Origin of the sequence: Polyangium sorediatum (assembly GCF_029946465.1) — a bacterium.
GTDB classification, from domain to species: Bacteria; Myxococcota_A; Polyangia; order Polyangiales; family Polyangiaceae; genus Polyangium; species Polyangium fumosum.
Genome location: NZ_JARZHI010000006.1, coordinates 155,064 through 177,541 on the forward strand (window position 1 = coordinate 155,064; position 22,478 = coordinate 177,541).

The 22,478-nt window shown below is 69.0% G+C and carries 16 protein-coding genes; 11 read left to right on the forward strand and 5 right to left on the reverse strand.

Annotation, left to right across the window (positions count from 1 at the left end):
• Positions 1–18: 18 nt before the first annotated feature.
• Positions 19–483 carry a YybH family protein gene (locus QHF89_RS10010; protein ID WP_284720314.1) on the reverse strand — a complete coding sequence of 155 codons (465 nt, stop codon included), beginning with the start codon at positions 481–483 and terminating at the stop codon, positions 19–21.
• A 189-nt stretch (positions 484–672) separates the two neighbouring features.
• Between QHF89_RS10010 and QHF89_RS10015 the strand changes: the two genes are divergently transcribed.
• The 6 genes from QHF89_RS10015 to QHF89_RS10040 all read left to right on the forward strand — a co-directional run bounded on the left by QHF89_RS10015 (position 673) and on the right by QHF89_RS10040 (position 6,501).
• Positions 673–1,365: an SOS response-associated peptidase gene (locus QHF89_RS10015; protein ID WP_284720315.1), complete on the forward strand. Its 693-nt coding sequence runs from the start codon at positions 673–675 to the stop codon at positions 1,363–1,365.
• 222 nt (positions 1,366–1,587) lie between these two features.
• Complete coding sequence (locus QHF89_RS10020; RefSeq protein ID WP_136965638.1) at positions 1,588–2,535, forward strand: response regulator; 948 nt, start codon at positions 1,588–1,590, stop codon at positions 2,533–2,535.
• A 223-nt stretch (positions 2,536–2,758) separates the two neighbouring features.
• Positions 2,759–3,226, forward strand: a complete 468-nt coding sequence (locus QHF89_RS10025; RefSeq protein WP_284720316.1) for a hypothetical protein — start codon at positions 2,759–2,761, stop codon at positions 3,224–3,226.
• A 107-nt stretch (positions 3,227–3,333) separates the two neighbouring features.
• On the forward strand, positions 3,334–4,578 hold the full coding sequence (locus tag QHF89_RS10030; protein ID WP_136965637.1) for an oxygenase MpaB family protein: 1,245 nt from the start codon (positions 3,334–3,336) through the stop codon (positions 4,576–4,578).
• Complete coding sequence (locus QHF89_RS10035; RefSeq protein ID WP_136965636.1) at positions 4,568–6,052, forward strand: cyclic nucleotide-binding domain-containing protein; 1,485 nt, start codon at positions 4,568–4,570, stop codon at positions 6,050–6,052. Before QHF89_RS10030 ends, QHF89_RS10035 begins: the two co-directional genes overlap by 11 nt.
• Before the next feature lie 2 nt (positions 6,053–6,054).
• A complete protein-coding gene (locus tag QHF89_RS10040) occupies positions 6,055–6,501 on the forward strand; it encodes a hypothetical protein (protein WP_136965635.1) in 447 nt (148 codons plus the stop codon).
• An 18-nt stretch (positions 6,502–6,519) separates the two neighbouring features.
• Here QHF89_RS10040 and QHF89_RS10045 read toward each other — a convergent pair whose 3' ends face one another.
• The 3 genes from QHF89_RS10045 to QHF89_RS10055 all read right to left on the reverse strand — a co-directional run bounded on the left by QHF89_RS10045 (position 6,520) and on the right by QHF89_RS10055 (position 9,709).
• Positions 6,520–6,927, reverse strand: coding sequence for an NUDIX hydrolase (locus QHF89_RS10045; RefSeq protein WP_136965634.1), 408 nt, complete (start codon positions 6,925–6,927; stop codon positions 6,520–6,522).
• Between the two features lie 85 nt (positions 6,928–7,012).
• On the reverse strand, positions 7,013–8,341 hold the full coding sequence (locus QHF89_RS10050; protein WP_136965633.1) for a PEGA domain-containing protein: 1,329 nt from the start codon (positions 8,339–8,341) through the stop codon (positions 7,013–7,015).
• Positions 8,342–8,371: 30 nt separating this feature from the next.
• Positions 8,372–9,709 (reverse strand): serine/threonine protein kinase, encoded by a 1,338-nt coding sequence (locus tag QHF89_RS10055; RefSeq protein ID WP_284720317.1) that lies wholly within the window; start codon positions 9,707–9,709, stop codon positions 8,372–8,374.
• Positions 9,710–10,732: 1,023 nt separating this feature from the next.
• Here QHF89_RS10055 and QHF89_RS10060 point away from each other — a divergent pair.
• Both QHF89_RS10060 and QHF89_RS10065 read left to right on the forward strand, forming a co-directional pair.
• Positions 10,733–13,633, forward strand: coding sequence for a PD-(D/E)XK nuclease family protein (locus tag QHF89_RS10060; protein WP_284720318.1), 2,901 nt, complete (start codon positions 10,733–10,735; stop codon positions 13,631–13,633).
• Entirely contained in the window at positions 13,630–17,445 is a 3,816-nt protein-coding gene (locus tag QHF89_RS10065; RefSeq protein WP_136965630.1) for a UvrD-helicase domain-containing protein, read from the forward strand. Before QHF89_RS10060 ends, QHF89_RS10065 begins: the two co-directional genes overlap by 4 nt.
• Positions 17,446–17,725: 280 nt before the next feature.
• Here the strand turns inward: QHF89_RS10065 and QHF89_RS10070 are convergent, their stop codons facing one another.
• On the reverse strand, positions 17,726–18,289 hold the full coding sequence (locus tag QHF89_RS10070) for an NADPH-dependent FMN reductase (RefSeq protein WP_136965628.1): 564 nt from the start codon (positions 18,287–18,289) through the stop codon (positions 17,726–17,728).
• A gap of 336 nt (positions 18,290–18,625) precedes the next feature.
• On the opposite strand from QHF89_RS10070, the gene QHF89_RS10075 reads away from it, so the two are divergent.
• From QHF89_RS10075 to QHF89_RS10085, 3 genes are read left to right on the forward strand one after another with little or no spacing between them, the layout of a single operon-like run.
• On the forward strand, positions 18,626–19,249 hold the full coding sequence (locus QHF89_RS10075) for an RNA polymerase sigma factor (RefSeq protein ID WP_136965627.1): 624 nt from the start codon (positions 18,626–18,628) through the stop codon (positions 19,247–19,249).
• The gene (locus QHF89_RS10080) at positions 19,246–20,085 is read left to right on the forward strand and encodes an anti-sigma factor family protein (RefSeq protein ID WP_136965626.1); all 840 of its coding nucleotides are present in this window, start codon (positions 19,246–19,248) and stop codon (positions 20,083–20,085) included. The genes QHF89_RS10075 and QHF89_RS10080 overlap by 4 nt, the downstream gene beginning before the upstream one ends.
• Before the next feature lie 10 nt (positions 20,086–20,095).
• Complete coding sequence (locus QHF89_RS10085) at positions 20,096–22,042, forward strand: hypothetical protein (RefSeq protein WP_136965625.1); 1,947 nt, start codon at positions 20,096–20,098, stop codon at positions 22,040–22,042.
• The last annotated feature ends 436 nt before the right edge of the window (positions 22,043–22,478 follow it).

Genomic DNA, 22,478 nt, shown 5'->3' on the forward strand with positions numbered 1-22,478 from the left:
GTGTCCTAGGGGTTTTTGCTACCTCGCCCCGCGTCCGAGCGGCACGTGCGCCTGCGAATACGTTCGCTTCTCCCGCACCTTGCCCCCCTCGAAATGCAGCACGTCGAGCCCCTGCCAGGCGAAGACCCGCCCATACACCCCGCGAAACACCAGGTTCCTCACCTCGGCGAGCCCGGGCAGCGCCGCCTGCCCGCCTTCGAGCTCGTGCCGGCAGGTCCAGCGCACCATTGCTTTGCCGGCCTCCTCGTCGAGCAGCCGGTCCTCCGCGAGGAATGAGATCTTGCCGAATTCTCCGCGGAATTGCGGCTCGAATGCCGCGCGGATCTTCCCCTTGCCGCGATGCTCTTTGCCGTCGTACGTCACGTAGAGCGCGTCCTCCGTGAAATGATGCATCACGGCGTCGAGGTCGTTCCGGTTGAACGCGTCGAGGAAGCCGTCGACGAGGACGAGCAAATCGTCACGGGAGAGCGCGTGGATCGCCATCGGCCGCGGCATCGTCGCCGCCGCTCGCTCCCTTGTCAACACGCGCGCTCGCCGCGCGGGGGCCTCGCATCCTCCTTCCCACGGGCGCCCCTTCCTGTGGTACGAACGCCCCGCGGCGCGCCTGTCCTCGCGGGCGGGGGTTCGCCGCGTACACCCGACGCGCCGCCTCTCGGTTTTTCGGATGTTCCCATGTGTGGCCGATACACCCTGACGAACGTAGCGCCGAACCTCCTCGGCCCCCTTTTCGGGGTCCTCGACGTCCCGCTCCTCTCGCCGCGCTTCAATGTCGCGCCCACCCAGGACATGCCCGTCGTGCGTGTCCTCTCGCCCGGCGCGCCGCGCACGATCGAGCTCGCCCGCTGGGGCCTCGTCCCTTCGTGGGCGAAGGACGTCTCGATCGGCGATCGCATGATCAACGCCCGTGTCGAGACCGCCGCCGAGAAGCCCGCGTACCGATCGAGCTTCAAGTCGAAGCGTTGCCTCGTCGTCACGGACGGCTTCTACGAGTGGAAAAAGCTCGGCACCGGCAAGAAGCAGCCTTGCCGCATCCACATGCCGGACGAGAAGCCGTTCGCCTTCGCCGGGCTCTGGGCGCGCTGGAAGAACGCCGAGGGCAGCGCGCTCGACACCTTCACCATCCTGACGGCCGAGGCCCGCGCCGCCGTGGCCGACGTGCACGATCGCATGCCCGTCCTCCTCGCCGCGGACGCCTACGGCCCCTGGCTCGATCCCGAGGAGCAACGCGCCGATGTTCTCCAGGCGATGGTCGCCGCGCGCGTGGGCGACGACCTCGTCGTGACGCCCGTCTCCCCGCGCGTCAACAACCCGCGCAACGAGGGACCGGAGAACGTGCGCCCCCTTTTCGCGCAGGATTTGCAGTGATCGCGCGACGTGCGAGGGGCGCGGACATCAGTGCGATGTCCAGGCATCAGCGTGGCTCGCGCGGGACGGACCTCCGGCGCGCGATCTTTGCGCGACACGCGCCACCTTCGCGCGTCATCTGCTCAATCGGGCCCTTCCCGACCGCATCCATGCCGTGGCATAAGAATTGTTTAAGTTGGTGGCGAATCCCCTGAACCCCCCGCCCCCCGGAGGAGGTACCTCATGTCCGCATTCGCCCTCGTCGCCGAACCCGATCCAATCCTCTCTGCTGCCCAGGTCGCCGTCGTCGACGCCCTCGGCCTCGTCCCGCTCGTGGCGCAGGACGGCGAGCGCGCCATCTGGCTGCTCCGCCGCTTCGGCACCCCGGCGCTCCTCATCACGTCGCTCTCGCTCCCGGTCGTCGACGGGTTCGAGGTGCTCGACTGGCTGCGCGCGCGCATCAGCGGTCGCAGCGCGAAGGTCATCGTCACCTCGCCGTTCCCCGAGCTCCGCGCCTTCGCCGGCGCGCTGCGCGAGCACCTCGGCATCAGCGCGATCCTGCCTCGGAACGCCTCGCCGGACACGCTCCGGAGCCTCGCCGAGGCCTTGCTGAAGGGCGCAGAGCTGCCGGCGCCGCTCTCGGAGGCCGCGCGCTCGACGCCGGTCCATTCCGTCCGCTCGATGCAGGAAGGGCCGCGAGATCCTCGCCTCGACTGGTTCGTCCGGTCGGCCGCGGAGGAGCTGCACGCGTCGGTGGCGCTCGCGATGGTGGCCCAGGGGGAGGGCCGCGCTCTGATCTCGGCCGTGGGGATGGATGCGCGCAGGTGGCCGGTGCTCGGGGGAATCGGCCGGCACGTGCTCGGGGCAGGGGAGACGCTCGTCGTGTCGGACGCGTTCGCGCATCCGTTCTTCCAGGGCGACGTATCGGTGATGGAGGGGCTCGTGCGAGGTTTCGCGGCAGCGCCGGTGCTCGACGCGGCAGGCCGCACGCGGGGCATGCTCTGCGTGATCGAGCCGAAGGCGCGCCTGCGCATCGGTCCGGAGGGCCTCGTGCGTCTCGCCGAGCGCGCGCGCCTCATCGGCACGGCAATCCCCAACATCGAGCCCGGCGTGGGCCGCCTCCTCCGCGCCAGCCGCCGCCGGATCATCGAAGCGATGCCGGACAGCGCGCCCATCTCGAGCCCGCGGTAGTCGACCTCCTCCCCGCAAAACCGAGGGTTCTACGCGGAAATGCAGGCCGAAGCTGGCCTTCCGCCTTGGATTCCGGTATCAGTGGCGCATGCCCCCGGCAGGCCCCCCGCGAACTCACTCCAGTGCGGAAGACCACGTCCGCTGGAGTAGGGGGGAGCTGCGTATCAAGGTTACCGACGACGTCGTCTACGAGCAGGTCAGCGGCTACCTCGAAAAAGAGGTGGTGAGTAAAATCACGCACCCTATCGACAAGCTGATCAGCCAGGGCGCGAAACCCATCATCTTCAACGATTGGTGGGAGCTCAGCGGCTACGACTCCGATGCGCGCCTCAAGCTGACGGATTGGATCTTCTGGATCCGCGGCAAGATTGTGGGCAGCCACATCCTCGTCCGCTCGAAGATTGTCAGCATGGGCGTCTCGATCGCGAACCTCGCGCTCGGTGGAATGCTCACGGTCTACACCGATCGGCAGGAGTTCACGCTCGCGTACCATCGCGCCTTACGGCAGAGCATGAAGCCGCCGCACACGTCGCCGTCCTCGGCGTCGAGCCCCGCCTCGATGGGTGCGCCCGCGTCCACGGCGACCCCGCCGGCCTCGCAGACCTCCGCCGGGGTCGCCGCGTCGCCGAGCGGATCCTCGCCGGGGTCCTCGCACGACGACCCGGTGCGGCCTCCCCGCTCGATCCGCTGATACGCCGTGGGCGGCGCGCGGGGTGGGGTGTCAAGAGGCAATGACCTGCCTTTGGGCATTCCGTGGCGTCCGTCCGGCATGATAGGAGTCGGAGAGGAGAGGCGGCCATGAGCACCGACAGCCCCAGGCTGCATCCCGACATCCCTGAAGGCGCGGCCGTGCCGCGTGTGCCGACGTGGTACGTCGATCGAACGGCGGCGCGTGAGCGCTTCGGCGAGGCCGTCGACTCGTTCGGGCCTTTCCTCATGCGCGGCGACCCGCCTGCGGACGAGCTCGTCGCCGTGTTGAACGAGCTTCGCCCTGCGCAGGCGAACCGCATGCTCCAGCAGGCGCTCGACGAGGGCATCGCCAGCGTCCGCCGCCCGCCGCGCGCGTTCGTGCAGTTCTTCCGGCAGATCGACGAGATCCCGCTCTGGCTCGACTGGGACAAACTCGACCGCGGCGGCCGCGCCGTGTTACGCACCGGCCCGCTCGGGGCGGTCGTCCTCGCCTGTTACTCGCTCCCGCTCTCCTATGCCTCGCCGGATGGTTCCAAGCCCCTCACGGCCTCGGGTCGCCTCGTCCAGCGCGCCTCCCGCAGGCTCACCGAGACGGCGCGTTTCCTCGTGGAGACGTGCCGCCCGGGGGGCCTCCGTCGTGGCGCCGAGGGCTTCAAGATCACGATCCGCGTCCGGCTCATGCACGCCCAGGTGCGCAGGCTCCTGCTTCAGCGCAAATCCTGGCCCTACGAGCGCTGGGGCATCCCCGTGAACCAGGCGTACATGGCCGGGACGAACGTGCTCTTCTCGTCCGTCCTCATCGAGGGCCTGTCCAAGCTCGGCTACGAGGTCCCCCAGGCCGAGCGCGACGACATCGTCCAGCTCTGGCGTTACGGCGGCCTGCTCAGCGGCGTCGATTCGACGATCTGCGCGGCCACGGAGGCCGAGGGCCTGCGCCTCATCCGGCTGATCCATGCGGTGATGGATCCGCCGGACGACGACTCGCGCGCGCTCGTGAAGGCGCTCATGGAGGCGCCGCTCGAGCTCGCGAAGAGCCCGGCGCAGAAGGTGGTGGCGCAGCGGCTCGTGGATCTGCTCTACGGTCTGTCGCGGCACCTCGTCGGCGAGGACCTGGCGAACACGCTCGCGTATCCGCGCACGTCGTGGCGCCATGTCGCGCCGGTGCTCCGGGGGATGAACATGATGATGAACTCCTTCCAGCGCCGGGTGCCCGAGAGCCGCGACGCGCTCTATCGGTTTGGGCTCGAAGCTTGGGAGAGGGTCATCGAGAACGGCCTCGCCGGCATCCCGGCGGCGTTCGATTTCCGCAAGGCGACCGTGGGGGATCAGGGAGGTCCGACGCATGCTCCGTGACAAGCTGAGTTTCCTGGGGGATCAGGACATCGAGCTCCTGCTCCGTTCGAGCCAGAGGCGTCACGTCGTGCGCGGCGAGACCATCGTCCGGGAGGGCCAGAGCCCCGAGGCGATCTTCCTCGTGCAAGAGGGCTTCATCTCGGTCCGCGCCGGCGGCGTCACGGTCGGCTACTTCGGCCCGGGGCAGATCCTCGGCGAGATCTCCTTCCTCGAACGGCGCAGCGCGAGCGCCACCGTCGTCGCCGAGGGCGACGCCGTCCTGAACCGCATCGACAACGCCGACCTCGAGGCCCTCCTCTCCGCGCACCCCGACCTCGCGGCCCGCTTCTATCGCTCGCTCGCGGTGAGTTTGTCCCGCCGCGTGCGCGCCTTGAGCGGCAGCCTCACGAAGCTCCGCGGCCAGCGCTCGCACAAGGCGCGTTACGGCCAGCTCTCGGCGCGGCACGTCCCTTCGAGCCTGGTCGACGGCCTCACGGGCGTCTTGCGTGAAGTCCAGCGCGTCGAGGAGTCGCTCGCGGCGCGCCGGATGGCGTCGGATGCGGCGGCGCGTGTGGTCGCGTCTTCGTGTGATCGCGTGGTCGCCTTGCTCGAAGAGCACACCACGGAGAAGGCGCTGCTCGCGATCAGCGTCGACGACCTCCTCACGTTCCGGGACATCAGCCGCTTGCGCGAGGGCGTCGGCAGCTTCGTCTTCCGCATCTGCTTCGCGCTGCTCATGTCGAGCGCGACGATCGCGCGCCTCTACGACAAACCCGGCGGTGTCGCCGAGGACGACGAGACGCGCCGCGCGATCGCCGACGCGGATGCCGAGGGCGACGGCCTCATCGGCCCGCTCGTCGACCGGTGGTTCCTCGATCGCGCCGTCTGCCGGGCGCGCCGCGACAGCCGCAAGGCGATGGTCGCCGAGATCGTCCGTCGCGCCACCGAGCACGCGGGCCCTGGCTCGTTCCTCGTGACGAGCATCGGGAGCGGCGGCGGCGACGAGCTGCTCGACGCGATGGACGAGGCGGGCGAGGGGGTCCTCGCGGCGACGTGCATCGACCCGGATCCGGACGCGCTCCGCCGGGGCAACCACCTGGCTTCGGAGGCGGGGCACGCCTCGTCGATGACGTTCCTTTGCGCGGAGCCTTTGAGCCTCTCCGGCTCGGGCTCGGAGATCTTCCTTGGACCGCAGCACATGGTCTACGCGCTCTGCTTCTTCGATTACCTCTCGGACGACGACGCGGTGGCGCTGCTCGACTGGATCTGGGGCCACCTCGCGCCTTCGGGGACGGCCGTATGGACGGCGCTCGGCCCGGACCTCACGGATTTGCCGATGATGGAGCACCTGCTCGAATGGGCCGTCGTCCCGCGCGACGCCCCGGCGATCCGCGCGCTCGTCTCGCGTTCGCGTTTTGGCCGTGCGGTCGAGGTCCAGCCGCTCGAGAGCTCTTCGCTCCACCTGGTCACGTGCACGCGGGAGTCGGCTCCGTGACCATGATCCCGTCGAGTCGCGGCGGGCCCAAGGAGGTCTACCGCAACCCGTACATGGTTGTGCGGCACGACGTGACCCGAAAGCTCCTGATCGTGACCCGAACGAGCGTCTCGTACCCCAGCATCGAGACGTTGCGAGACACGTTCGTCGAAATGGAGACGGCGATCGGATACGTCTCGCGGCCGCGGACGATGTTGCTCATCGACGCGCGCCTGGCGCCGCCGCGAAACGACCCTGATTTCGAGGCGGAGTTCGGGCGACTGCGAAAGCACTTTTTGCGGGAGTTCCAGAAGATCGCGACGCTGGTGCAGACGGCGGTGGGGATCCTGCAGGTGACGCGGCAGGTGCGTGCGGACGAGCGGCCGACGGGGGTGTTCACGGATCCGAGCGAGGCGCTGGCGTACCTCGGGGTGGTGCTGGAGCCGGAGCGGATTGACGTGCGGGGGTAGGGGCGAAGCGCGGGGCGTTCATTCCCGATGTGTCGATAGTCCCCGGGTTTGCGCGTGATGGGCGACCTCCTCCAAGAGCCCAGGAAGCGAAGCGACTCGCCTCAGTTCTTCGAGCGTCGACCAAGAGAGCGCAATGCCCTCTCCCTCGCGCGGCTCCGCGTGACCGCTCACGCGATGGGCAAAATAGAAAAAGCCCTCCCAGGAGATTCCAAAGAGGTCGAAGACGCCTTGATGGATGAGCTCCAGCGAGGTGATCTCCGCATCGAGCCCCACTTCCTCAAGGAGTTCCCGTCGGGCTGCTTCGATTGGTAACTCGTCCCTTTCGACTTTGCCGCCCGGAAAGTTCCACCACGGCCTGCCCAGCTCGCGAAGCACGAGGAACCGCTCTTCGGGGGTGCGAATGAGCACACGCACGAAGCGCTTCATGGCAGGACGTTCTCCTCGCGGAAGCAGTCATGATTTCGCCGCGAGAACAAGATGAACCAGCAGAAGACCGTGCGCAGTCTGTACCTCAGAGGTCGTGGTAGACGGTGAGCCCCGGGGTGATGACGAACGACCAACTCCCGATGAGACGCTCGCCAAAGTTGGCGACTTCATCCGGGGTCTGCGACGTCCTGAAATTCGCGGTGAATGAAGCTTCGTATTGCGGTACATTCGTGGGAGCGACCCCGAGGATTCCCAGCCTCAAATGAATCGGCCAGCCAGGAGCGAGCGACCAAGGGGTACGCCATGACGCCTGTAGCTGAGTTACCACGCCTGCGAATCCGGCTACGGGAGTCTCTGTCGGTGGCACGAGGTCGAACGTGGGCGAAGCATCGAAGGCAGGGCGGCCCTCCTGCGCAGTTCGTCTATTGACGAGGGGGCCACCCATGATTCCCAGGACGAACCCGACGTCGAACTGTCCGCCGCCAGCCATGAAAGAAGCAGAAATCTCGGGCCCAGCAAAAAACGAGTTCAAGAACAGATCGTCATCGACGTCGGCGAACTGGGGGGCTCCATCGACCAGCACCCGCGCGCCGAGTCGAGATCGTGTCTGCCACAAAAAAAGATAGCCAGCCGTTGCGCCGATATGAAGGAATTCGGTGAACCTGTAGCGGTAGCCGCCGCTGATGAGCGCGCCAATTCCGGGCCCGGCGCCACATGCATCGTCGCAGTCGGTCACCGCCCCACCGAGGCTTGGGCTCAACGGGAGGCCGACTCCGACATGCATCGAATGCACGGCGAGTGGTGGCCGAGGCGCTTCCTGGGGCGTGGTCGGTGCAGGGGCCAACGACACCGCGACCCGGACGGTTTCCTTCGGGAGCACGGTGAACGTCGTCTCGAGGGGCAGATAGGACTGCGCCTCGATCTTGACGGTGTGCATTCCTATGGGCAGACGCAACGGTCGAGCTTGAGGTATCGTGCCGACATTCTTGCCGTCCACGATGATCGTCGCGCCTGGATAGTCGCCATCGAAGACCGCCATCCCGACAATACGATCGAGCGAGGTGCGGAGTTCGACCGCAGTCGCTTCATTGTCGGGTCGAAGCGTCGGAAAATCACGCCGGAGCACGTCGAGCATGTCGAGCGCCTCCACGGGCCGATCGAGCGCTTTCAAGACGAGCACGATGTTCAGCGTGTTATTTTCGGACGGGCACAACTCCCGTGAGTTTCGAAAACTTGCTAACGCGCCATCGAGCTTGTTCGCATCGAAGAACTCCCGTCCTTGCTTGATATACGAAGTGGCTGCAGTACGATCTTTGCAAGATAACTCTGAAGCCTGTGCAGAGGTGGCTGGAGCCAGCAGCGAGACCGAGAGAGCTGGACTTAGCAGCAGGGCGATGCGTTGGATTCCGCGCATGATTCTAAATCTTCTGACGGTCCGAGGAGATCAAAGCTCGTCTCGAATTTTGTGATTCGCCGAAGCGTTGGGCTTGGGCGCTGTCGCTGTACTGGGAGGCCTAAGGCGCGAACCTTGCGCACTCGAGGTGCCTACGACGTTCGCCGCGCTCGGGGGCGGTTCCGGAGCTTTGTTGCTCGCGTGGGTCGTCGGCTCGGCAGGGGGGGCCGTCTTTTCCACCGGAGGAGCAGCCGGTGCTGACTCCGCCCCTCCCGTCTTCGGCTCAGCCGTATCCTCCGTGCTGGACGAAGTATATTTGAAAGTAAAAAGCGTGACCGCGGAGATGGCGATCATGACGACCCCAGCGAACGTCAGGACGGCCGTTCGCACCTTGGCGCTCTGGGAGTGTGGCGCGAGTCCAGGAAGGGGCCCCGAGGCTGCAAGTGGCGGTGCCGTCGTCGACGGCATCGGTGCGCGACCTGCCATTGGCAGCCGCGGTGCTACCCGTAGACGCTCTCGTTCGGGCAGGGGGGAGAACATCTCCTTACGAAGGTTCCAACCCGCAGGCAAAAGCTGCTGAATGGCGGCGAGCATTTCGCTGACGTTTGCAAATCGATCCTCAGCGTTCAGTTGGAGCGCCTTGTGAGCGATGGCAGCGACCTCGGGCGGGACCCAGGGCGCGAGATCCTGAAGCGGCGGAGCGGGTTCGGTGCAGATGGCCACGATGAGCTGCCCGATGACCTGATGCACATGATGCGGGGTCTTCCCGCAAAGCGCCTTGTAGAGCACAACGCCGAGCGACCAGATGTCGCTGCGATGATCCAAGGTTCGCAGGCCCTTGGCTTGCTCGGGCGACATGTATTGCGGAGATCCGATCGTCGCGCCCGTCTGCGTCAGTTCGCCGGTCGTGACAGCCGAGGGGTCGTGTTTTCGGATTCGCGCGATCCCGAAGTCCAGGAGTTTCACCACGAGTTCCCCGCCGTCACGCTCTGCCAGGAACATGTTGGCGGGCTTGATGTCGCGATGGACGATACCTGTCTCGTGTGCCTTCTGCAGCCCAAGGCAAGCCTGCGCTACGACGCGCAGGGCGAGTTCCGGCGGCAACGGTCCATTGCGCTTGATGTGCGCATCGAGATCCATGCCCGCGAGCAGCTCCATCACCATGTATGGATGCCCGGACGAACGGTCTACCCCGAGATCGAAGACCTGGACGATGTGCTGTGTCTCGATGGCCCCAAGGGCGCGTGCCTCGCGCTGGAACCGCACGAGCATCTCGTCGTTCGCCGCCAGCGCTTCCGACATCACCTTGACGGCGACGCGGCGTCCCGTACCCGTGTGCCGAGCCTCGTAGACGGAGCCCATGCCGCCCGTCCCTAGCGTACGCGCCACGTGGTATTTGTCGTCAATGGTGCTGCCTATCAAAGTGTAGGCAGGAAATCATGGTTTGGCCGTGCCTGTCAAGTTGCGGCACCCGGTTGTGGGAGCGTGGGCAGGGCCCGGTCACTTGAGGAGTGCCGCGGAGTTGCTCCGGGGTAGGGCATCGACGGGAGCGCGAGCTTGGGGACCGAATTCATCGGATGGAACGATCTCCTCATGAATCGCAAAGTGCGGCCCTCGCGAGCTTGCAATCGGAGCTGGCCCTGTTCCCCGTCGCTGGCGGCCCCCTCGATCCAAGCGCCACCGACGCCCAGGCCAAGGGCAAGACTACGCCGAGGTCCCTCCGCCACCTTCCGCCGGAGAGGCGACGCCCACCACCCCGTAGCACCTCGAACCTGCTCGCCGCCCCGCGGCTTCCCCCGGCGAGCTCCTCCGACCTGCCCGAACCTACCTCCCGCCGCCTCCCGCGGTGAGATCCGACAAGCTCCCCGGCGCCGCCCGGCGCCTCGACCGAGCATCTCCGACCTTCTCGCGGACCCAGCCCGAGGCACGGGCGCGCTCCTCCAACCTGCTCCGAGAGGCTCCGCGCGGGTGTTCGGGCAGGTCCGATCTGCTCGGAAGTGGGGGCCTGCGGGTATCCGAGCAGGTTCGAGAAGGTCGTCGGGAGGACGCCATCCCACCTCCGAGCAACGTCCACCTCCTCGCGATACCCGACCGCACCCCCTCGAAGCTGGTCCGATGAGGTCGCAGGGGCGCGCGTGACGTGGTGCGGGTATGTCGGGGAATCTTCCCGGAGATTCGTCCCGCTCCAGCGAGCGCCTCCGAACCCTGGCAAACCCCCCACCCCCGTCCCCCGTTTCACCCGCCCGACGCTTCCCCCGGGGAAACCTCTTGCCCCCCGATCCCCCCCCTGCCAAAAAGGCGCGCCTGTTTCTCGCGCCCACCGATCGCCACGTCGAGCTCGCTCTTGCTGCGCCGGGCCAAGCTGCTCGTGGCGCCAGGACCTTGCGCGCCTTCGTGCAGGGCGCCCTTGCCATGGTCGAGCCGGATTGTGGCCTCGCCTCGAACGCCGTCACCCGCCTCGTCTCCCGCGTCGCCCTCGAAGCCGGCCCCGTCGCCGGCGTGGATCTCCCCGACGCACCCGCCGAGCGCGTCGCGTTTGCCGATGTCGTCGACTCTGCCCTCGGCCGCCTCCGGCGCGCGGGCGTTCGGCCTGACCACCTCTTCCAGGCCGAGGGCCCCCAGGCCGCGCTCCTCGCCGAGGTCATGCGCCGGGCCGACGAAATCCTCGCGAGCAAAAGCCTCGTCGACCCCCGCAGCGCCGGGTTCGTCCTGTCTCGCGCCCTCCGACGGGGCCCTTGTGACGCCCTCCTCCAGGAAATGTCGGCGTACGACGTCACCGTCTCCGGCCTCGTCTCCTTCGAGGCCGACGACCTCTCCTGGCTCGAAGCCTTGCACGCCCGCGCACGCGAGGCCGGCGGCCGTGGCCTCGTCGTCGACATGCCGCTTTTCTCGGGCGAATCCCTGTTCGAACCGACGGACCTCGACGAAGAGGCCGTCGGCTCTGTCGCCACCGTCCTCGAAAAACGCTGGTCCGAGCTCGCGTTTGGCCCCTCCCTCGATTGGAGCCCGCTCCGCGACGGCGCTGCCTCCCTCGTCTTGCGCGCCGCGGGCCCCGAGGGCGAAGCGCGCGCCGTCGCGGCCGAGGTCTTGAGCGCGCTCGGCAGCGGCGTCCCGCCCGAATCCATTGCGATCGTCGTCCCCGCGCTCGACGACGGCACCCTCGATCCGCTCCGCGCCGCCCTCTCCGATGCGCGCATTCCTTTTCACGAGCCCCGGGGCCCCTCGGCCGACGCTTCGCCCGAGGGCCGCGCCGCGCTGGGCCTCTTTGCGCTCGCGTCCGGGCCCGTCACGCGGGAACGGGTCATCGATATCCTCCGCGCGCCCGGCCTTCATTCCGGTATCTGGGTCTCCGAGCGCGCCGAGCGCGACGCCGAGGCAAAGGCCGCATTGCTCGCGCATAGGTTGCGCGACGTCCCCGTCGAGGTCGATCGGACCGGCACGCTGCTCGTCGAGAATCTCCGCGCCGTCATCGAAGCTGCGGGCGATACAGACGAGGCCTGGATGCCGGATGCGCTCACGCGAATGCTGGAGAGCGTCGCGCTCCTCGCGAAGGGAACCACCCGGGCCGAGATTGCGGTGAGGTTTGGCGCGTTATGCGACAAACTCGATCTCGGCCGGCCCTCGATCGGCGAGCTCGGCGCGGCGCTCCGGGTCGAGGCGCTCCGCGGCCGATCCCTCGCGCTCCGGGCCATTGGCGAAGGGCAAGCCGCGGTGCGGGCCATTCGCGACGCGACACGCGCCGTCGTCGAAGCGGCGGCCATGCTCGGCCTCGAAGCGACGCCGGCCCGCGTCGAAGAGCTTTATGCCGAGGTGCGTCGGGCGAGCGCGACGCAAGGTCGATCCGACGGCGGCGGCAGCCGGGCCAGCGCCGTTCGTATTGCCCGGCCCTCCGAGCTTTGTGGCATCCCGTACGACGTCCTCCTCGTCACGGGACTCGGGCCTGGCGGGTATGGGCCGGAGTCGGACGGCGGCCTCATCGACGAGCGGCTCTGGTCCACGCTGCCGGCCTCGGCCCGACCGCCGACGGCGCGCGAGCGGGATCGGATTCGTCGCGCCGAACTCGCCTGGGCCATGGGCGGAGCGCGGCGCGTCGTGCTCTCGTACAGCACCACCGACGACGAGGCGGCCCCGCACCCGACCGTCACGCGCGCGCTTCGATCGAAGATCCCCGAGCGCGTCGAGCCCTCCTCGCGTGTGTCGCGGGCGGCCTCGCGGATCGATCCCCGCGGCGCGGAGCTCGTCGCGCTCTCGGCGGGCTCGCTCCCGGCGCCGCTCATCGCGGATCGCGTCTCCATCGAGCGGGCGCGTCTTGCGTACTTCCTGGATCCGCGTGCGGACGCGGGGCCCTTCACGGGCCGGATCGACGTGGCCGATCCCGAGCTCGCCGCGCACCTCCGCGCGTGCGTGGGCGGGGACTTGCCCGGGCGCCCGATCGCGGTCACGCACATCGAGAAGGCCGCGGGCTGCGCGTTCGCGGGGTTTGCTCGGCGCGTCTGGCGCACGCGTCGCCAGGAAGACGCGCTCGAAGCGGCCGATCCACGCGAGCGGGGCACGCAGGTCCACGCGGCCACGGCGGCGGCGTTCCGGGCGGCGTGGGAGGCGGGCGGGCGCGCGAACCGCAGAAAGGCGCTCGAAGCTGCGCGTGATGCGGCGATGCGCGAGGTCGGCGCGGACAAGGAGGCGGCGCCGCTCCGGCGTGAGCTCTTGATCGCGGCCGTCGACGTCGCGCTTGGCTTCGTCGCGCATGGCCTCGAAGAGCAAGGGTATTCCTTCGCGCTCGCCGAGCAGCCCTTCGGCCCGTCGGTCGCGGCGCCTTGGGACGCGCTCCCGATCACGCCGATGCCGGGGGAAGGGGAGGGGGACGCGGCGCCGGGGGCGTCGGTCTTCGTCGAGGGCAAGATCGACCGCGTGGATCGAGGCGACGGCGGCAAGAGCGCGGCGCGCGTCGTCGACTACAAGACGGGGCAGATCCCGAGCAAGAGCGAACAGGGAACCTTGCACCTGCAACTGCCGCTCTACGCCGCGGCCGTGGCGCGGGCGACGGGCGCCGAGGAGGTGCAGGCGCTTTACCTGGGGGTGGACAAGCGCGGCGAGATCAGCGCGAAGCCCGCCAAGGACACGGATCGAAAGGCCATCGCGGACAAGCGCCTCGACGCCGAGCGCACGGCCCGCAAGGTGGTGCTCTCGCTCTGGGACGGGCGTATCGAGCCGCGGCCCGTGAAGGGGGATCTCTGCGATCGGTGTGACGCGCGGGACGTCTGCCGCAGGCCGGCCGTGGTGCCGGGCGAGGCGGACGAGGAGGGCGGCGGATGAGCCTCACGCTTCCGCCGGAAGACGCGCTCCTCTACGCCTTCCGCCGCAACATCGTCGTCGCCGCGAGCGCGGGTACCGGCAAGACGTACCGGCTCACGGCGCTCTACGTCCTGCTCACGCTCGGGCTCACCTCGATGGGCCAGGCCGAAGGCGACGAGCCCGCCGCGCCGATCCCGCCCGAGCGGATCGTCGCGACGACCTTTTCGCGCGCCGCGGCGCAGGAGATCGCGACCCGCGTGCAAGCCGCGCTCTCCGAGATCGCCGCGTGGGACGACGAAGGACCCGAACCCAAGCTCGCCGGGCTCATCGCAGCGCGGCGCGCGATCCTCGCCGATCCCCCGTCCATCCCCGAGATCAAGCGCCGCGCGGCGGACGCGCTCGGACGCGCCGCGGGCGCGCGCATCGACACGTTGCACGGCCTCGCGCAGCAGATCGTCCGGACCCATGCGCTCGCGCTCGGCGTGGATCCGCAGGCGCGCGTGGTCGAGGAGGACGAGGCGCAGGCGCTCGCGGATCTCGCGGTGGACGAGGCGCTCTCGGCTGCGCTCTCGGCCGGCGGCGATCAAGCCGAAGCCGCGCGCGCGCTCGTCGCCGCCGCGAACGGCGTGTGGGGCGCGCGCAAGCAGGTCGCGAGCCTCTGCGACCGCCTCGACGAAGAAGGCCTCTTGCCCTCGGAGCTCCTGCTCGCTGAACACGAAGGCGGCGCCCGCTCCCTCCGCGCCTCGCTCGACTCCATCGTCGCCACCTGCATCGCGGGCGGACAACGCACCAAGGACGCCGCGCAGGTCCTCGCGCGCGCCCTCGCGCAGGCGAGCCCCGGCGAGCTCGTCCCGGCCGTCGCGGAAGAGCCGCTCCGCGAGCTTTTCGCCGTCGCCATGCGCGGCAAGACGAGCGACGCCGACAAGGAGTTCGCCGCCTTCCGCGAGGAGCTGCCCGGCGACAGCAACCCCGACCGCGCCGCAGGCCTGCTCGCCCTCCTCCGCGAGGCCCCCGCGCTCTCCGTGCGCGAGCGTGGCATCGTCGCCCTGCTCGAAGACGCGCGCACCCGCCTCGGCGCCCTCCGCCGCAAGGAAGGCCTCCTGAGCTTCGGCGACATGCTCCGCATGGCCCGCGACGGCCTCCGCGATCGCCCCGAGATCGCCGCGCAGGTCCGCGCTTCCATCGACGCGCTCCTCGTCGACGAGTTCCAGGACACGAGCCGCGCGCAACGCGACATCGTCTACCTCCTCCGCGAGCGCGAGGACAGCGACCGCCCACCCGGCCGCGCTCCCATCGCGGAAAACCTCGTCGCCCACGGCCTCTTCCTCGTCGGCGACCGCAAGCAATCCATCTACGGCTTCCGCGGCGCCGACGTCGCCGTCTTCTCGCGCATCACGGGCGAGCTCTGCGGCCCGCTCGCCCGCGAGGCCCTCGCCCTCGCGCCCGAGATCTGCGCCGACGAGGCCCGCGCCGACCTCGTCGCCCTCCGCGAGAGCCGACGCAGCGGCGGCAAGATCCTCGACTTCGTCAACGCCTTCTCCGCCCACGATTTCCACGCCCCGGGAGACGCGCACCCGCGTGACTTCGAGGTCGTCTATGGCCCCGCCGATCGCCTCGTCCCCGTCGCGGAAGCCGCAGGCACCGGCGAGGTCGTGCTCGTCGACGACGACGGCGCCTCGCCGCCCGACGCCGAGCCCGTCGTCCGCGGCGCCACGCGCTCCATGCGCGAAGCCTTCGTCGCCGCGGCCTTCACCGCGCGGTACGTTCGCAGCGGCGAGGGCGCCTTCCGCGACATCGCCATCCTCGCGCGCCGCCGCAAGACACTCCCGCTCCTCGAGCTCGCGCTCGCCCGCATCGACATCCCGCACATCGTCGCGGGCCGCGCCCTCTTCGACACCTCCGAGGTCCGCGACGTCGCCGCGGTCCTTCGCCTCCTCGTCGATCGGCGCGACCGCCTCGCGCTCGCCACGGTCCTGCGCGGCCCAGCGGTCGGTTTGTCCGACGCCGCGCTCGCGTGGCTCGGCGCGCCGAAAACCGGTTTGTCGTTGCCCCTCGAACGATCGGACGCCCCGCGCCTGCTCCCGGCCTTGCCCGCCTGGGAAAAGCTCGGCCCCGCGGATCGTACGCGCCTCGAAGACTTCGTCCGCCGCTTCACCGAGCTACGCCGCGCGGCCCTGCGCCTGCACCCGGGCGAGGCGATCCGCGCGGCCGTCGCGGCCTTCGACCTCGACCGTGTCTTCGCCTCCATGCCTCGCCCCGAGATGCGCATCGGCCACGTCGATCGCCTCCTCGGCGTGGCGCGGCGCCGCGGCGGCTCGCTCCCCGGCTTCGTCCGCTGGCTCGATCGCCGCATGCGGGACGACTCCGACGAGCGCGACGACACCACGTTCGCCGAGGAGGAAGACGCCGTCCGCCTCATGACGATCCACGCGAGCAAGGGCCTCGACTTCCCTGTCGTGATCGTCCTCGACCTCGACGCAGGCGTCGCGCCGCGGCCCTCGGGCCTCCAGATCGCCTCCCTCGGCGGTCCCAAGCCCACGCTCATCCTGCGGCACCACGCCTCGCGCCCGGATCCGCTCTCCGACGTGATGCTCTCGCGGCTCGAACGAGGCGAGCGGCCCGTGCTCGACGCGCTCCGCACCGAAGCGCAGGCGAAAGCGGACGAGCTTGCCCGCGCGCGTGAGCTCGCCGAGCGGCAGCGGCTCACGTACGTCGCGATGACGCGGCCCAAGCGCGCGCTCGTCATGATTGGCGTCCCCGATCCGCCGGAAGGGTCGCGCAAGCGCGCGAAGGGCGGCTCCGCGTTCGAGTCCCTGAAAGACGGCCTCACGAAGGCCACGATCAAGGACGCAATCACGCGCCGCGAGCAAGCCTCGGCCCTCCTTGCCGATCCCCACGCGCAGCCCCGCGAGGCGCGCCATGGAGCCGTCTCCCCGACAGGCCCCGCGCCGCCCTGGCCCGAGCGCCCGCCGACGCGCACGATCTCGATCGCCACGACCCCGCTCTCGCTTTTCCAGGGCTGCGCGCGCCGCTTCCGGTTGCGCCAGCTCATGGGCTTCGACGAGCCGATCAGCACCGGGTACGTGGAGCTGCCCGGCGATCCTGCGGCCGAAGCGGTGGAGGTCGACACGGAGGCCGATCTCGACCCGCGCATCCGTGGCCTCGCAGCCCACGGCGTCCTCGAACGCTGGCCGCGCGAGGCCTTTGGCCGCTCCGTCGACGTCGCTGACGTCCGCCGTCGCCTCGCGCTCGCGGGTCTCCGCCCCGAGATGCCCGAGGCCGCACGCATTGCCGAGGGGATTGCAGCTTTCCTCGACGGCCCCTACACCCGGGGGATCCGCGATCAGGGCCTGCGCATGCTACGCGAGGAGCCGTTTGTCCTCACGATTGGCCTTTCCCCAGCGCCTGATGGCTCTGCGCGTGCGCTCGGTCTTCGTGGAGCCGTCGATTTTGTCGTTTTTCGCCCCGATGGCACCGTCGACGTCATCGACTACAAGCTCTCGCGTCCGCGTTCGGACCTCTCGGTTTATGCGTTCCAGCTCCACGCGTATGCGCTCAGCATGCATCGCCGCGAGCCTGAGCGGCGCATTCGCGCGGGGGTCGTGTTTCTCGCAGGTTCCTCGCCGGAGCCGATCTTTCTCGCGTCGGACGGGGAGGGCGGAACGATCACGAATGCAGAGCATGACCGCTTCTCGAACGAGCTGAGGACCCTCGGCGAGCGCTTCGCCGAGGCACGCTGGGCCGATCGTTTTGATGCCGTCCCGCTCGATCGATGCCGCAAGCTGCATTGCGGCTTCGTGGGGGCCTGTTACGGGCCCGAGAGTACGTTGTAGCTGCCGCTTCCGCTTCCGCTTCCGCGACCGCTTCCGCTTCCGCGACCGCTTCCGCGACCGCTTCCGCGACCGCTTCCGCTTCCGGTGCTTTCGGGACGGTTGTTCTTTGTTTTCGTCCGGGGAGGTCGATTGTGTCCGCGTGCTCGGCTCGTTATGGCAATCGTATCCACGGTTCTATTCGTTCATTGGGCGGTCCGATAGCAGGTTATGGATGTGCGGCGCGGCGCGTTCCGATTTGATGCCGGTCGTCCGGCAAGGGGAACAGATGGCGCGCCCGCGGTCACGCGCGGAGCCCGACGAGCGCAGGGGTCCACTTCGCCAGCGCATCGAACATCATCTTCGCGTGCGTCTCTTGAAGCTCGCTCGGGCTGAAGACTTGATGGACGTCGATGCTGTTCGCGAAGAACGGCACCATCACCGATTCGTTGAGCGGCATCATCTTCAGCGCGACCAACATGGGCTTCACCATTTGCACGGCGCGTGTACCGCCGGCCGGACCGCCGTAGCTCACGAAGCTCACCGGCTTGTACGCCCACTCGTGGACCAAGTAGTCGAGCGCATTGATGAGCGACGGCGGCGCACCGTGGTTGTACTCGGGCGTGACGAAGACGAACGCATCGGCCGCGTCGATCTTCGCGCTCCATCGCTTCGTGTGCTCATGCTCGTACTGCCGCAGCCGCGGATGATTCGGCTCGTCGAACAGCGGGAGACCTACGTCTCGCAGATCGACGAGCTCGGCATCGAAGCCGCCATGCGCCTTCGCACGCTCGAAGGTCCATTGCACAAGCGGAAATCCGGCACGATTCGGACGCGTACTCACCCCGATGACATAGAGCTTCGGCAGGCGCGCTATGTTGACGCCCGCCGCGACGGCCTACAAGGAGGCACATGCGAGGTGCCAGGCCTCTTGGGCCGAGCGGTCTGTGAGCTCAGGGTTTTCGGCCGTAGAAGTCCGACCGACGCACGGGGTTGGGGCGAAGGGCGCCGTAAGGCGACCGAAGCCCCCAAGCGTCGAACGACCGCGCAACAAGCCTGTTGAACACCCTCTGAGCAACCAGTTCAACCCGGAGGAACACCCTGGGTGCGGCTCTTTCAGGCGGCAGGTGCCTGAAAGAGCCGCGCCGCCCATTTCTTTTTCAACACGCGGCGCCAGCCGGGGTTCTATCCAGCCAGAAGCGCCATGCCCAAGGTGATCCTCCTCGAGCCGCGCCGCGAAGCGGCGCGCGCCGCCGCGCCGCTCAACGAGCGGCCCGATGATGATCTGATGCTGCTCGCCCGCACCGGGTCGAAGGCGGCCTTCGCCGCGCTCGCCCAGCGTTACGTGGGCCGCTTGACGAGCTTCTGCGCCAAGCAGATCGGCGACATCGCCGCCGCGGAGGACATCGTCCAGGAGACGTGGATCCGCATCTGGGCTCACCGCGTGTCGTACCGGCCCCAGGAGAAATTCCTCGTGCTCCTCTACACCACCGCCCGGAACCTGTGCCGCAACCATGGGCGTGGGGCCCGGCGGCGTGAGCGTTGGTTGCCCAGCGTCGCCGCGCCCGCCGATCTCGAGCGTGTCGTCGACGAGCGCCCCGACCACGTGGAGGCGCTCATCGCACGCGAGCTCGAGGGCGACGTGCACCGCGCGCTCGGCGAGCTGCCCGAGCCGATGCGCGAGGCGCTCCTCCTGCGGTTCAGCGAGTCGCTCGCGTACGAAGACATCGCGGCCATCGTCGGCGCCTCCGAGTCGACCGTGCGCTCGCGCGTCTTTCATGGCCTCAAGCGGCTTCATGGCCACCTCACGGAGTGGAGACGATCATGAGCCACGAATGCTCGACAGAAGACGAGTTCATCGCGCTGCTCGATGGACAGGCGACAGAGAACCGCGCCGCAGCGCTGCGCGCACACATCGCGGGCTGCGCGCGGTGCCAGAAAGCGCTGGCCGCGCTGGAGGCGCTCACGCGCGCGCTCGCGGCCCCCGTACACGGCGCGCCGTCGCCGGACGCCGTGGCGAAGATCATGCGCCGGATCGAGGTCGAGCCGCCCGCGCACGCTCCGGCAAAGAGGGGCGCGCGGCGCCTTCCATGGGCGCCCTTGGGAGCGCTCGCGGCCGCGGCGGCCGTGGCCGCGTTCTGGATCGGGGCCCGCGCGATGAGCCACGACGCCGGCCTCTTCACGGCGCGTGGCGGAGTGGCCTCCGCGTCCTTGCAGCGCGACGTGGGCATCTTCATCCATCGCGCTGGCGAGCGCCTCGAGCCGCTCGCCGCGGCTGAGGTGGTGACGAAGGACACGGCCTACGCGGTCTCGTATGTCAACCTCGGCCCCGCCGGATCGGCGTTCCTGTTGGTGTTCGCCGTGGACGCCGCCGGCGAGGTGCACTGGATCCAGCCCGCTTACCTCGACGCCGCGGATGATCCGGGCGCGATCGCGCTCGAGCACGCCGAGACCGACGCGCCCCTGCCGACGGCCGCCGTGCTCGACGCGCCCGCGCCGGGTCCGCTCCGCCTCGTGAGCATCGTCTGCCCGAGGTCGCTCCACGTGTCGCAGATCGAGTCGCTCGTGCCCTCCGCCCTTGACCTCGCGTCGCTGCGCGCCCGCTTCCCAGGCGCCGTGATCCAGGAGCTCACCGTCTCTCTCAACCCACCCGGCTCGCCTTGAGGATCCCTTCATGAACCGCTCTGCTCGCGTCGCTCACCTCGCCGCCTCCTCCACGCTCGCGCTCGCGCTCGTCGCCATGCCTGCCCGAGAGGCCGCCGCGGCGCCGGCCCGCGCCGTCTTCGCGCTCGTCGTCACCAACAACCGCAGCGCCGAGCTCGGCCGCCCCGAGCTCCGCTATGCGGACGACGACGGCGCCAAGTACTACGAGGCCTTCCGCATGCTCGCGCCCGAGGACAACGTCCACCTGCTCACCGAGCTCGATACCGACTCCACGCGCCTCTTCCCGGTGGTGCAGAAGAAGGCGAGCCCGCCCACGAAGGCGGGCGTGAAGGCGGCGGCGGCGCAGATCGCGCGCGCCGCAGGCGAGGCGACGCGCGACGGGGCAGAGGTCGATTTCTACTTCATCTTCGCCGGCCACGGCGACGTCGACCAGGGCAAGGGCTTCCTCGAGCTGCGCGACGGGCGCTTCACCTCGGACGAGGTCGAGGCGATGCTCAAGTCGATCCCATCCACGCGCTCGCACGTCATCCTCGATAGCTGCAACTCGTTCTTCGTGCTCAACGCGCGCAAGCCCGGCGGACAGCGGCTCGCCGTCACCGCGAAGGCTGCGAGGAGCCTCAGCGATCGGCTGCCCAACGTGGGTGTGTTCCTCTCGACGAGCGCCGAGGCCGAGGTCTTCGAATGGTCGGAGCTGCAATCGGGCATCTTCAGCCACGCCGTGCGCTCGGGGATGCTGGGCGGCGCCGACGCGAACGGCGACGGCGAAGTCACCTACCATGAGCTGCGCGCCTTCGTCGAGGTGGCGAGCGAGAAGGTGAAGAACCCACTTTACCGCCCGCATGTATTCGCGCAGGGCCCCAGAGGAGACGGGCGCACGCCGCTCTTCCCCGTGCAGCGCGCGTCGGGCGCGCGGCTCGAGCTCGACGCAGAGAGCCCCGTGCGCCTGACGGTGCGTGATGAGAACGCCCTGCCTTGGATCGACGTCCATAAGGAGCGCGGCGCGGCGGCGACGCTGCGGATCCCGGCCTCCTGGGTGGCGCGCGCCACCGTGGAGGAGCGCGAGGTGAGCGAGTCCGGCGGCCGCCCGCTCCACCGCTACACCCTCGACGGGGCGAAGGTGGCCGAGCCGATCCGGCTCGCCGCGCTCACCCCGACCGAGCCCCCGGTCGAGCCGCGCGGCCCGAACGAGGTGCTGCGGATGCTGTTCGCGGCGCCTTTCGGCCCCCGCGCGCTGGCCGCTCACGCGCGCGCGGACTCGACGGAGAGCGCCGAGATCTACGGCGTCTCGCGACAGGACGCGCTGCGGATGGACCACATCCTCTTCGAGACGGCCGATTTCAGCCGGACCTATCGTCAACTGACCTCCGGGGCAATGTTGACGATCGGAGGGTTCGGGGTCGCGACCACGATCGGGCTTCTCACGACCGACCTGCGAAACGATCCGTCGGGGAGGGTCACGATCGGCGCGAGCGCGCTCTCGGGCGCCCTCCTTCTCGGCGGGGGGATTTACGGGCTACTCACGCTCTCGGAGGAGGAGAAGCTGTATCGAGACTTCGCGACGAGCCTCCGCGCCACGTCTGCTGCGGGCTTGCCGTCCCTCATCGACAGGACGGAGGAGCGCCTCTTCAAGCTGGCCGCCAGAGCCCGCACCGGCCGCCTGATCACCGGCAGTGCGTTTACAGGTGTGTCCCTCCTCTGCCTCGGGATGTTCGCCAAGACTCAGCTCGAAGAGCCCGGTAACTACACGCTCAGCATGGAATATGGTGGCCTCGCCACGATCTCGGCGGCAGCCTCAGCGGCGTTTTTCCTCTTCCCCACGCCGGTCGAGCGCTTCGCCAGCGCGTGGGCGGCGGACTCAGGCCGGCTGATGCTGCCGCCGCCGACCTTCTCGCTCACCCCTGTCCAGAGCGGTAAAACGATAACCGGCGCGATGCTCTCGGTGAGCGGCGCCTTCTGAACCCGGCAGGCAGCGCGGCCGAAGTCGCCGATCACGGCTTGAACACGTATGGGGTGGTCGTAGGCGCGCCCGGTAAGTCACCAATGCCAGGATCCGATGCAGGGCTTCTCTTTTGGCGGATGGATCTGGCCGCATCCCGACGATAGGCCCTGACGAAACCATGGGATCCGAAGTCGAACGTTTGGCGAACCAAACGGCTTGTCAAGGTCAAACTGTAGGGTGCAAGGCGCAGTTTACGTTTTGGGAGCGCACGCCCATGGCGCATACCTTCCAGATGTATACGCCCGCAGGAACGAAGACCGTGACGAGTTATCGAGGCGCGCGAGCATGGCGAGCATGGCGAGCACGGCTTGGCCTTTTGCCTTCCGAGCACGCGGGTAGAATGGAGGAGCCCGGACGAGGCCCATTGAATGCGCTTTCCGCGGAAGCGGGAGCG

Coding starts and splice junctions, on each gene's coding strand:
- QHF89_RS10010 (WP_284720314.1), bottom strand. CDS start 483: ATGGCGATCCACGCGCTCTCCCGTGACGATTTGCTCGTCCTCGTCGAC.
- QHF89_RS10065 (WP_136965630.1), top strand. CDS start 13,630: ATGAGCCTCACGCTTCCGCCGGAAGACGCGCTCCTCTACGCCTTCCGC.
- QHF89_RS10020 (WP_136965638.1), top strand. CDS start 1,588: ATGTCCGCATTCGCCCTCGTCGCCGAACCCGATCCAATCCTCTCTGCT.
- QHF89_RS10015 (WP_284720315.1), top strand. CDS start 673: ATGTGTGGCCGATACACCCTGACGAACGTAGCGCCGAACCTCCTCGGC.
- QHF89_RS10030 (WP_136965637.1), top strand. CDS start 3,334: ATGAGCACCGACAGCCCCAGGCTGCATCCCGACATCCCTGAAGGCGCG.
- QHF89_RS10040 (WP_136965635.1), top strand. CDS start 6,055: ATGATCCCGTCGAGTCGCGGCGGGCCCAAGGAGGTCTACCGCAACCCG.
- QHF89_RS10080 (WP_136965626.1), top strand. CDS start 19,246: ATGAGCCACGAATGCTCGACAGAAGACGAGTTCATCGCGCTGCTCGAT.
- QHF89_RS10075 (WP_136965627.1), top strand. CDS start 18,626: ATGCCCAAGGTGATCCTCCTCGAGCCGCGCCGCGAAGCGGCGCGCGCC.
- QHF89_RS10060 (WP_284720318.1), top strand. CDS start 10,733: ATGGTCGAGCCGGATTGTGGCCTCGCCTCGAACGCCGTCACCCGCCTC.
- QHF89_RS10045 (WP_136965634.1), bottom strand. CDS start 6,927: ATGAAGCGCTTCGTGCGTGTGCTCATTCGCACCCCCGAAGAGCGGTTC.
- QHF89_RS10085 (WP_136965625.1), top strand. CDS start 20,096: ATGAACCGCTCTGCTCGCGTCGCTCACCTCGCCGCCTCCTCCACGCTC.
- QHF89_RS10050 (WP_136965633.1), bottom strand. CDS start 8,341: ATGCGCGGAATCCAACGCATCGCCCTGCTGCTAAGTCCAGCTCTCTCG.
- QHF89_RS10035 (WP_136965636.1), top strand. CDS start 4,568: ATGCTCCGTGACAAGCTGAGTTTCCTGGGGGATCAGGACATCGAGCTC.